3 protein-coding genes are annotated in these 11,944 nt (G+C 65.3%); 2 read left to right on the forward strand and 1 reads right to left on the reverse strand.

The window, feature by feature from the left end; translation table 11 throughout:
* Positions 1-27: 27 nt before the first annotated feature.
* Positions 28-6,429 carry an RHS repeat domain-containing protein gene (locus KUA19_RS31230; RefSeq protein WP_217401749.1) on the forward strand — a complete coding sequence of 2,134 codons (6,402 nt, stop codon included), beginning with the start codon at positions 28-30 and terminating at the stop codon, positions 6,427-6,429.
* Positions 6,430-7,535: 1,106 nt separating this feature from the next.
* The gene (fxsT, locus tag KUA19_RS31235) at positions 7,536-10,433 is read left to right on the forward strand and encodes an FxSxx-COOH system tetratricopeptide repeat protein (RefSeq protein ID WP_217401751.1); all 2,898 of its coding nucleotides are present in this window, start codon (positions 7,536-7,538) and stop codon (positions 10,431-10,433) included.
* A 305-nt stretch (positions 10,434-10,738) separates the two neighbouring features.
* On the opposite strand, the gene KUA19_RS31240 is transcribed toward fxsT, so the two are convergent.
* On the reverse strand, positions 10,739-11,944 hold a 1,206-nt coding region (locus KUA19_RS31240), incomplete at its 5' end, for a recombinase family protein (RefSeq protein ID WP_217401753.1).

Consider the following 11,944-nt stretch of genomic DNA (forward strand, 5'->3'; position numbering starts at 1 on the left):
CTGAGGTCGCCCGGCCACGAACGTTCCATGCCTTACCACCGCAAGCCGCATCACCAGGGCGATCGTGCCCACGCCGGTCCGGCAACACGCCGGCCGGTTTCGTTTCCGTTCAATGCATCTGGGGAGGACGCGTTGAAAATTAAGGTCCCGATTCCGCTGTATCGGTCCAGGGCGGTGAACGGCCCGAGGTTGCGCACGCTGTGGTTGGCCGGTGCGCTGTCGGTAGTCGTCACGCTGAGTGGCCTCGGACAGCAGGTAGAGCCTGCTGCGGCGGCTCCGAAGTGGGATGCGCCCAAACCCAAGGAAGCGACCGGGGTGGTGGTGCACGACTACCAGCCTGCTGTGGCACACTCCTTCCACGCCCAGTCGCAGGTCGTCAGCGGCGTCAAGAACATCACGTGGCCTGCCGGGACGGCTACCGCCGATCTGGCCACGGCGTACGCCACGGCCGCCCGTGCTCAGAGCACCAGGGCCGGAGTCATCGGCCCGATGCGGGCACGCGCTGGAGGGCTGCCGGTGACCGTTTCGGCGCTGGGTGGTGACGATGATGCGACGTTGATGGCCTCCGGGAGCGCGGCTTCGGCGGTCAAGGTGACGGTGCACGATCGCGCGGCCACGGCGAAGGCTGGCGTTCAGGGTCTGCTGATGTCGGCGACCCGTGCCGACGGCAAGACGGGTGCGGGCCGGACCGGTATTCAGGTCGACTATGCGGGCTTCGCTCAGGCTTACGGTGGTGACTGGGCGTCACGGCTGCGTCTGGTAGCGCTGCCGACTTGTGCGCTGACCACTCCAGAGTTGGCCTCCTGCCAGAAGCGCACCCCGCTGGTCACCGACAACGACACGGCCAACAGTGTGCTGTCGGCCGAGGTCCAGGTCGCCGCGGCACCGATGGTGCTGGCCGCCGAGTCCGGCGACGCTGGCGACAACGGCGACTACAAGGCGACGAGTCTGTCTGCGGCTGGTACCTGGCAGGTGTCGGCCCAGACAGGTGACTTTTCTTGGTCCTACCCGCTGCGGATGCCTCCGGCTTTGGGTGGCCCGGCCCCGGAGGTCAGCTTCGCCTACTCGTCGGGCAGTGTGGACGGGCGTACCTCGCTGACGAATAGCCAAGGCTCGTGGATCGGCGACGGTTGGGACTCCTGGCCTGGTTTCATCGAGCGCAAGTACGAGTCGTGTGCGGACGACAATCCGGGTCACCAGACCGGTGATCAGTGCTGGTATGGCGACAACGCCACCCTGTCACTGAACGGGCACGCCGGTGAGCTGATCCAGAACGGGTCGGTGTGGCGGCTGAAGAACGACGACGGCACGAAAATCGAGAAGCTGGTGAGCACGGCCCGGGACAACGGCGACGACGGTAACGACCTGGGCGACGACAACAGCGAGTACTGGAAGGTCACCACGACCGACGGCACCCAGTACTACTTCGGCTATCACAAGCTGCCCGGTTGGACTTCCGGCCAGCCGGTGACCGACTCGGTGTGGACCGTGCCCGTGTACGGCAACAACTCCGGTGAGCCGTGCTACGACGCGACGTTCGCCAACGCGTACTGCAACCAGGCGTGGCGGTGGAACCTCGACTACGTCGTGGACCCGAACTCCAACACCATGGCCTACTTCTACGACAAGGAGACCGGCGCCTACGCCCGCGACAACACCCCGAGCCAGCGCACCACCTACGACCGCGGCGGCTACCTCAATCGCATTGAGTACGGCATGCGCGCAGGCGCCGAGTACAGCCAGGCCGCGCCGCTGCGGGTGGTGTTCGACACCGCCGAGCGATGCCTGTCCGGGTGCTGGACTGGCACGGCTTGGACGTCGGACCCGGTAACCGCCCAATGGGACGACACCCCCTGGGACCAGTACTGCATCGCAGCACCCTGCAACACGCAGGGCTCGCCAACGTTCTGGACCGCCCACCGCCTGGCGAAGGTGACTACGCAGACCCGCAGCGGCACCACCACCTACGCCGACGTCGAGTCGTGGATGCTGCGGCACGAGTTCATCAATGCTGGCACTGGCGAAGGCACGCCGATGTGGCTGCGGGGCATCACCCGCGCTGGCCTGGTCACCACCGCTGGCGGTGCGACTGCAACGGAACCTGAAATCACGTTCGACACGGGTTCGCAGCCGCTGCCCAACCGGGTCGACGGACCCGACGACGGCCGCACCGCGCTGAACCGGTGGCGGATCAAAGCGGTGCACAACGAATCCGGCGGCGACATCAACGTCACGTATTCCGGTGCCGACTGCACGCGGACGACGCTGCCGGACCCGGCCACGAACACCAAGCGGTGTATGCCGTCGTTCTACGCACCGGTGGGGGTGCAGCCGAGCCTGGACTGGTTCCACAAGTACGTGGTCACCCGCGTCGACCTCGATGACACGGTTACCGACCAGGACACCGACACGACGTTCTACGACTACGACACTCCAGCGTGGGCGTACAACACCGACGAACTGACCAAGGACAAGTACCGGACCTGGGGAGACTGGCGCGGCTACGGCAAGGTAACCGTCCGCCACGGCGACCCGACCGGCCAGCAGACCGCCGTCGAGTCCCGCTACCTGCGAGGTATGGACGGTGACAAGGCCACCAGCGGCGTCAAGGACGTCTGGGTGAACGACTCCTGGGGCGGCACCATAGAAGACCACGAAGCCCTGCGTGGCTTCTTGCTGCAGACGATCACCTACAATGGCCCCGGCGGTGCCGAGGTGTCCTCAACCCGCAACAACCCGTGGACCAACGGCCCGACCGCGACCCGGACCCGCAACGGGGTCACCACCAAGGCGTGGATGACCGACACCGACATCGCCCGCAGTCGTACCGCGCTGGCGGCAGGCGGTTACCGCTACACGAAGTCGGTCACGTCATTCAATAGCGACGGCCTGCCGACAACGGTCGAGGACCAAGGCGACGAGAGTCTGACCAGCGACGACATCTGTACACGTACTACATATGCCCGCAACGACACCATCTGGATGATCGACCGGGTCTCCCAGAGCGAGACGCTATCGGTGCTGTGCGCGGCCGCGACGACTCCGGCGACGCCAGCCACGGTACTCAACCGCTCACGGGCGTTTTACGATACCTATGTCGACGACACCTCGTTCGGACTGGCGCCGACGCGTGGCAACGTCGTGCGAACCGAGGAACTAGAGAAGTTTACTGGTTCCACCCCGACCTACACCCGCACCGCGACGAATGCCTACGACCCGAACGGTCGCGTCACCTCCGTGACAGATCCGCGCGGATACACCACCACAACCGGGTTCACGACAGTCAATGGCGGACTGGTGACCCAGACCACCACAACGAAACCAATCTCCGGTCATGTCACCACCACTGTCATTGTACCAGCATGGGCGTTGCCGACCAGGACTAGCGACGCCAATGGTGTGGTGACCGATCTGACCTACGACGGGTTGGGGCGGTTGACGCAGGTCTGGTTGCCAGGTCGCAACAGCGCGAATCAGACGGCCAGCGCCAAGTTCACCTACACGATGCGCAACAGTGGCGACCCCACGGCGATTACCACCGAGAAACTGATGCCCACCGGCAACACATACAGGAAGACCGCGGACCTGTTTGACGGCTTCCTGCGCAAGCGACAGACCCAGGTCCAGGCGACCGGCGGGGGCCGCGCGGTCACCGACACCCGTACCAACAAGATGGGCAAGACTGCCTCGATCAGTCAGCCTTATCAAGACGCCACTGCCGCAGTGGGCACGTCGCTCGCTGTGGCATCGGGGCCACTTCCCTCCACGACCGAATACACCTACGACGGCACGGGTCGGGTGACGGCCGAGATCCTCAAGGCCTTCGGACTGGAGAAGTGGCGCACTACCACCGGCTACGGCGGCGACCGCGTGCACACCACTCCACCGGACGGGGGCACTGCGACCACCACCATCATTAATGCCCAGGGGCAACCCACGTTCCTGCGGCAGTACAAGGTTGCGACTGATATCGGCTCCACCGACCCGACTAAATACGACGAAACCACGTACACCTACACCCGTCTCGGGCAGCCCAGCACTGCCGTGGACGTGACGGGTTCGAACGTGTGGTCCTATACATACGACCTGCGCGGACGTCAGATTTCGTCGGCCGAGCCAGACAAGGGCACCGCGACCACCACCTACGACGCCGCAGGCAACATCTCGACCATTACGACACCGTTCGGTGCTGGCACAACTACCGTGGCATATACCTATGATGCGCTGGGCCGCAAAACAAGCCTACGTGACGACAGTGTGACGGGCGCCAAGCGCGCCGCATGGGTATACGACACCAAAGCCGACGGCACTACCGCCCTAACCGGCGGCATCGGCAAGCTCAACGCCACCATCCGTTACATCGGCACGGACACGTACACCGTGCAGACCGACAGCTACGACACCTACGGCCGCCCCACCTCGACCTCGGTCGTGCTGCCCGCCTCCGAGTCGAATCTGTGCGCCGCCGCCACACCCAATATTTGTACCTACACGACTACTTACACGTACAAACCCAATGGCCAGCCATACAAGACCACACTGCCCGCCGCCGCCGACCTTACCGCCGCCGAGACCCTCACACAGGGCTACACTGATGTAGGCGACGAAGGAACCATCTACTCCGACTCCCAGATCTACGTAGACGCGGTGACCTACGACAAGCTCGGACAACTGATCCAGCGAATCGTCGGCGACAGCAGCATCAACAAGCAGGTCACCCAGAAGTTCACCATCGACGAATCGACCCGGCGGCTTACAGCCGTCAACGCCACCCCGTACCTGCAGTCGGAAGCAGTCGACTACAGCTACACCTACGACAACGCCGGCAACGTCACCGAGATCCACGACACCCCATCCGGCGGCACAGCCGACCATCAGTGCTTCAAGTCCGACTATCTGCTCCGGATCACTGAAGCCTGGACCCCGGAGAGCGGCACCTGCGGCGCGGTTCCCACCGCATGGTCTCAGGTCGACGGTTCGGCTTACCCGTACTGGCACAGCTGGACTTTCGACGCCAACGGCAACCGCAAGAGCGAGACCCGCCACGCGACGTCGAACGCCACCTACACCTACACCTACCCGGCCGCAGGGGCGGCCCGACCGCACGGGGTCACGAGCATCACCGCCTCCGGTGCCACTACCTGGACCCGCAGCTACGCCTACGACAATGCTGGCAACACCAAGTCCCGACCTACTGTCACCGGCACCGCGCAGACAGTGGTTTGGGACCGCGAAGGCAGGGTCGCCAGCACCAGCGACGGCACCAGTTACAAGTACGACGCGGACGGCAACCGCCTCATCCGCGTCGACAGTACCGGCCGAACCCTGTACCTCCCCGACGGCCTGGAGGTCCGCTACACCACCAGCACCACCACGAAGAAGGCCACTCGCTACTACACCCACGCCGGCCAGACCATCGCCATCCGCACGGCGGCCAGCCTGGACTGGATCGTGTCCGACCATCACGGCACCGCCGAACTCACCATCAAGGCCAGCAACTTCGCCGTCGCCAAGCGGCGCATGCTGCCCTACGGTGAGCAACGTGGTACCACCGCCGGTACTTGGGCAACCGGCATGGACAAGGGCTTCGTGGGCGGCACGCTCGACCCGACCGGGCTAACCCATCTCGGTGCCCGAGAGTACGATCCATTCATCGGCAAGTTCATCAGCGGCGATCCGCTTATGCGCCCATCGGATCCCCAGCAGTGGAATGGGTACGCCTACAGCCACTCCAATCCGGTGTCATTCAGCGATCCCACCGGTCTGATCGACTGCGGCGACCTGCAGTGCAACCTCATCGCCCAGAGTTCCCCCACGACCCGCACCGTGATCGATCGCCGGAACCCCGATCCTAAGACCTGGGTGCGCAAGCATTACAACGTGTTCAAGTCTCCGGGTGATGGGCAACAGTGTTTGCTGGGTCGTGACACTAACTGCAACAATGTTCCTCTGCCCGAGCCGATCGTGGTCAGCCTATGTCCGAATAGCTTTGCGCCCGGCGGGGGTACTGCGCCGTGTACGAATATTGTCATTAGACCGAACCCCTGCCCGCAGGGTCTGGCGGGGCCGGCGCTGCCGTGTGGCATGCCTCAATACCCGCCGCATGAACAGCCCAAAGGCAAGTCTGGGCTGATGAAGTTCTGGGACACGTACGGCAATGGAATTGTGACGGTTGCAGGCATACTTTTGGTTGCGGCTGTGTGTTACGGCGCTGCGGGGGTGGGATGCGCGGTACTTGCAGGTGTTGCCTCTGGCGTTATGGTGGAAGTGCACAACTGTCACCATGGCAGTAACGGTTACGATCTGAGTCAGGACTGCCATTCGTCAGTCCTGACTGGAGTTGGTTCTGGTGCACTTGGTGGTGGCGCGCTGCCACCATTTCTCAGAAAAGGGGCATTCGAATGGGGTCCCAAAATATGGAACTGGTAATAACAATGGAGATTGCAAGAGCATGACCAGTGCGAGGGCGAGCTTGATCGGTATCGCGATCACATTTATCGCGGTGCTGTTGTTTCACAGCTTTGGTTGGCAATGGGCTGTTGCTTGGCTGGTGATCACAGTAGTCGTGGTACGGGTCCTGAACAGCAGGAAGAGCCAGTAGCGCTTAGTCGCCTTTAGGTTGATGGGCCGTCATCGTCACGATGGCGGCCCATCTGCGTGTCATGGACGGTATGAGATGGAACGGCTACGTGAGGATCATGCGTCCTGACGCGGGTGCCGTCGGCGAAGGAGTGGGCTTACGGGTTCGGGGACGTGCGCCGGAGCCGGGACGCAGACAGGTAGCTCGAAACAGACGGAGTGCTCGGCCGGGGGTGTAGGAGCGATACGTGGCTCACGGAAGGTCCGAGTGGCTGCGAAGACCACCGCCGTCAACCCTGCCGAGCTGCTAACTCCGCGTCAGGCTGGCCAGCGCACCCGCCTCTGCCGGATCTTTTCGTGCCAGCTCGTGACCGAGATGCGTTCGTGAGAGCCAGGTCGAGTTTGCCGCGCGTGCGGTTCGCGCGTGCGGTAGACCCTGTCAGCCGGACGCTGAGCGCTTTGGCGCTACAACCCCCTGCCGTTGGTCACACTGACTGGATCTTGCGTGTCGGCCGGCTGGTACGGTCACGGCCAGCCCCTGAACAGCAGGAACGCGGTCCGTATTCTGCGATGTATGGTCCATCGATACAATTTGGACACCTTGCCCTCCTTGATTGCCTGGCTCGTTGAGCTGGCTTTCTCGCTTGCTCTGGTTCCGCTATGGGCTCTGTTGCATGAAGTTTCCGTTTGGTCCGGCGCGAACCGTCCCGCTCCAGAGTGGCTCTCCTGCGGCCGAAGGACATGCTGATCTATGCCAGCGGCCGGGCATGGTCTCATCGGAGGTTTTCAAGACCGAGCAGGAACAGAGCGTCTAGCTGGGCAAGCGTCATGACCTGAGGTTCAGTTCCCGGCTATTCCCCGGAAGTGGGGTTCCGGCGCTTGATGTCGCTTTGGTCGGTGCGCGGGGTCTTGGTGGCCGATGGTGTGGTGTTGCGGGTGGCTGTCAGGGTGATTCGGTGACGGTCGATGCCGGTGGCTTCCAGTGGGACTTCTTCGTGTCGTACACGCAGGCCGATCGTGGCTGGGCGGAGTGGATCGCGTGGGAATTGGAGGAGGGCGGCCACAGGGTTCTGATCCAGGCATGGGACATCGTGCCTGGATCGAACTGGGTCCACGAGATGCACGTAGGGATGTCAGGGGCGGCGCGGACGATCGCGGTGCTGTCAGCGGACTATCTGAAGTCGGTCTACGGATCGGCGGAGTGGCAGGCGGCGTGGGCCGCCGACGCAGCGGGCAAGAGCCGGAAGCTGCTGCCGATCCGGGTCGCCGACTGCGACCGGCCGGGTCTGCTGGGTCAGGTGGTGTCGGTCGACGTGTTCGGGCGCCCGGAGGTCGAGGCGCGTCGGGTGTTGCGTGAGGCCGTGTTGGGTGCGGTGACGGGTCGGTTGAAGCCTGTGGCGGCGCCGGGGTTTCCCGGTGCAGGTCGGGTGATGATGTCGCAGCCGCGTTTTCCAGGCGGGTTGCCGCCGGTGTGGAACGTGCCAGCACGAGGCCCGAACTTCGTCGGACGCGCCGAAGAGTTGGCGGAGCTGGACGCGGATCTGCGGTCGGGCGGGTTCGTGGCAGTGTCGGCGCTGCGCGGTATGGGTGGTGTCGGTAAGACGCGGCTGGCGCTGGAGTACGCCTACCGGCATGCCCATGAGTTCGATGTGGTGTGGTGGGTCCAGGCCGAGCAGGCTGCCGCGATCGCGGGCCAGTTGGCTGCTCTCGGTGTGCTGCTGGGGGTGCCGGTCGATACCGATGTGACGGCGAGTGCGACCGCGACGTTGGCGGTGTTGCAGCGGACGCCGCGGTGGTTGCTGGTGTTCGACAACGCCGAGGACCCGCAGGAGATCCGGCCGTGGCTGCCGATCGGGGCCGGGCGGGTGCTGGTGACGACACGGCGGGCGGGGTTTCGGGCGCTGGGCCGGGTCCTGGACGTCGATCTGCTGCCGCGCGAGGAGGCGATCGGGCTGCTGCGTGGTCGGATGCCGGACCTGACGGCAGCCGATGCCGGTCGGGTGGCCGAACTACTGGGTGATCTGCCGTTGGCGTTGGAGCAGGCAGCCGCGTACATGGAGAAGACCGACATGCGCGGCGGCGACTACGTGTCGCTGCTGGAGACGCGGCTGGGCGAGATGCTCGACAAGGGGCGGGTGATCGGGCAGGAGCAGCGGGTCGCGACGCTGTGGGACCTGTCCTACCAGCGGCTTGCGACCGAGGACCCGACCGCGGTGGTGCTGCTGCGGATGCTGGCGTACCTGGCCCCTGACGCGATCCCGCTGGACCTGCTGCCCGAGGGCGGGTTGCCGGAACCCCTGGCCGCCCTGCGCGACCGGGGACGCTGGTTGGAGGCGATCGGGGCACTGGCCGACTACAGCCTGGTCCGCCGCGACGGCTCCATGGTGTCGCTGCACCGGCTGGTACGGGCTACCGTCCAGCAGCAAGCGGCTGCTATGCCGGACTGGGATGAAGCGGCCTGGCTCGACGCGCTCGCGGCGATGCTGCTGCAGGCACGTCCCACCGACCACGACGCCCGACACCCGCAGACCTGGAACCGGTGGGCGCTGCTTCGGCCCCACATCACCGCCGTGCTGTCGGCTATCGACACGACCACCACGACCACCACGACGGCACACCTGGCGACCCCGCTCGCCGACTACCTCCACGCACGCGGCGAACTGCCCGCCGCCCGCGACCTGCAAGAGCGGTCCCAGGAAGTGCTGCGGCGGGTGCTCGGCGCCGAACACCCCGACACCCTCACCACGATGCACCAGCTCGCCTGGGTGATGTGGGACATGGGCGAGCGGGCCGCCGCCCGAGACCTGTTTGAGCAGGTCCTGGACGTCCAGCGGCGCGTGCTGGGCGCCGAACACCCCGACACGCTCATGACCATGCAGAGCATGGCGGTGGTGATGTCCAGCATGGGTGAGCGGGCTGCTGCCCGTGACCTGTATGAGCAGGTCCTGGACGTGCGGCGGCGGGTGCTGGGCGCCGAACACCCCGACACGCTCACCACCATGCAGAGCCTGGCGGGGGTGATGTCGAACATGGGTGAGCGGGCTGCCGCCCGTGAACTGCATGAGCGGTCGCTGGACGTGCGGCGGCGGGTGCTGGGCCCCGAACACCCCCACACGCTCACCACCATGCACGACCTGGCGGCGGTGATGTCGAACATGGGTGAGCGGGCTGCCGCCCGTGACCTGTATGAGCAGGTCCTGGAAGTGCAGCGGCGGGTGCTGGGCCCCGAACACCCCCACACGCTCACCACCATGCACGACCTGGCGGGGGTGATGTCGAACATGGGTGAGCGGGCTGCCGCCCGTGACCTGTATGAGCAGGTCCTGGACGTGGAGCGGCGGGTGCTGGGCGCCGAACACCCCGATACGCTCGCCACCATGCACGGCCTGGCGGGGGTGATGTCGAACATGGGTGAGCGGGCTGCCGCCCGTGACCTGTATGAGCAGGTCCTGGAAGTGCAGCGGCGGGTGCTGGGCCCCGAACACCCCCACACGCTCACCACCATGCACGACCTGGCGGCGGTGATGTCGCACATCGGTGAGCGGGCTGCCGCCCGTGACCTGTATGAGCAGGTCCTGGACGTGGAGCGGCGGGTGCTGGGCGCCGAACACCCCGATACGCTCATCACCATGCACAGCCTGGCGGCGGTGATGTCGCACATCGGTGAGCGGGCTGCCGCCCGTGACCTGCTTGAGCAGGTCCTGGACATGCGGCGGCGGGTGCTGGGCGCCGAACACCCCCACACGCTCACCACCATGCACGACCTCGGCTGGGCCATGCTGGCCACAGGCAAACGCGCTGCCGGCCGCCGACTGCTCGATCAAGCAAAGGCTGCCAAACGGCCACGGCCCTAGGTCCGGGAACACGCATGGCCAGCAACGAAACCAGCCATAGTCCTTAGCACCCCAGCGGTCACGAAGACCGCTACCGTCAGCACTGTGTGCTGGTGTGACCCGCGGTAGGTCAACTTCGTGCCCGCCTCCTGCCCGGATCTTGGAGGCGTCCCTCGTGGGGCCTGCGATGGCGGCGCGTGACGTTGCGGCCGAAGCGGGTCGCCGGGGCTCGAACCGATCAGGCTGAGTCTGTCTGCGGTGGTCGCCACAGGCAGGATCGGCCGGGCGGCGTCATGACCATGGTTGGCCGCCGCCCGGCCAGCTGATCATGGAAGTAGCAGGTCGCCCGCCATCGTGATCATGTACTTGGGGTTCATGTAGCCCCTCGGACACACACTAGTACATGATCCATCTGGGCTGGCCTCCGCTTTGATCAAGCGGGGGCCTGGTTCGTATGTAAGCCGAAGTCCGAGTTGTCGATACAGTTCCGCCTTGTCGGCCGGATCGGCGACCTTGAGGATGGCCGCGATGCCTGACATGGCCTCGACAAGCGTTCCGATCTCACCCGGGGTCATGGTTCGGCGGCCGGTAAGCGCCCGCAGCTCCGACTCGGCCGCGGCCTTCTCGGCTTGTGCTTGGGCGATCCACTGCTGGACCAGTACTGGGTCGGTGCCGACTTCGAGCGCTGCGCGGTACCGGTCGAGCTTGGTATTGCAGCCTGCGATCTTGGTCCGGGCGGCGTCGATACGGTGTCTGTCGCGGTCGTCGTGCTGGGAATCGGCCATGGCTTGCAGGGTGTCGCGAAGGTTGGCGGGGGAGAACGCCCTGGCCACCCATGGGTCAATCAGTTCGACGATCTTGTCTTCGCGCAGGTAGACACTGCGTGGATGGGCCAGTCGCTTGGAGTCGGCGTATTCGGCGGCGTAGGTGCACCGGTAGTGCCTGCGGCCGTTGTTGAAGCTGCCGACCATGCGCCTACTGCACAGGCCGCAGAAGATCAGTCCTGACAAGGTGTAGCTGTGCTTGCTCCGGCGGGGTTTGTGCTCGACGTCGGGTCGGCGGGCGCCTGCGGCGATGAGCGTCTGTACCTGTCGGAAGGTGTCATCGTCGATGATGGCTTCATGCGCCGGATCGTTGGAGTAGATCCAATCCTGCTGTGGGCTCCAGCGCATCTTGGTGTCGTGGCCCAGAGCCACGTCCTCGACGTCGATGAGGACTTCGGTCTTGCGCTGCTTGTTCCACACCTGGCGGCCGGTGTAGCGCGGGTTGGTGAGAATCACGCGCACCGCCGACTTGCCCCATGCGTTGACGTGTCGGTGCGGGTTGCGTTGTGGGTCGCTGGCGGACGGGGACAGGATGCCGTCACGGGTCAGGCCCTCAGCGATGGCGTATAGGCCGGTGCCGCGCACGAACTCCCGGTAAATGCGCTGCACCACCGGCGCGGTTGAGGGGTCCGGCTCGAGCCTGTGCAGGCGCCTGCCGTCCGACGCCTTCGCTGGGTTGGGGTGAGGGCCGGCGTCGATGAGGCGGTA

The sequence above is a fragment of the Catellatospora tritici genome, from assembly GCF_019083965.1.
GTDB classification, from domain to species: domain Bacteria; phylum Actinomycetota; class Actinomycetes; order Mycobacteriales; family Micromonosporaceae; genus Catellatospora; species Catellatospora tritici.

Coding starts and splice junctions, on each gene's coding strand:
- KUA19_RS31230 (WP_217401749.1), top strand. CDS start 28: ATGCCTTACCACCGCAAGCCGCATCACCAGGGCGATCGTGCCCACGCC.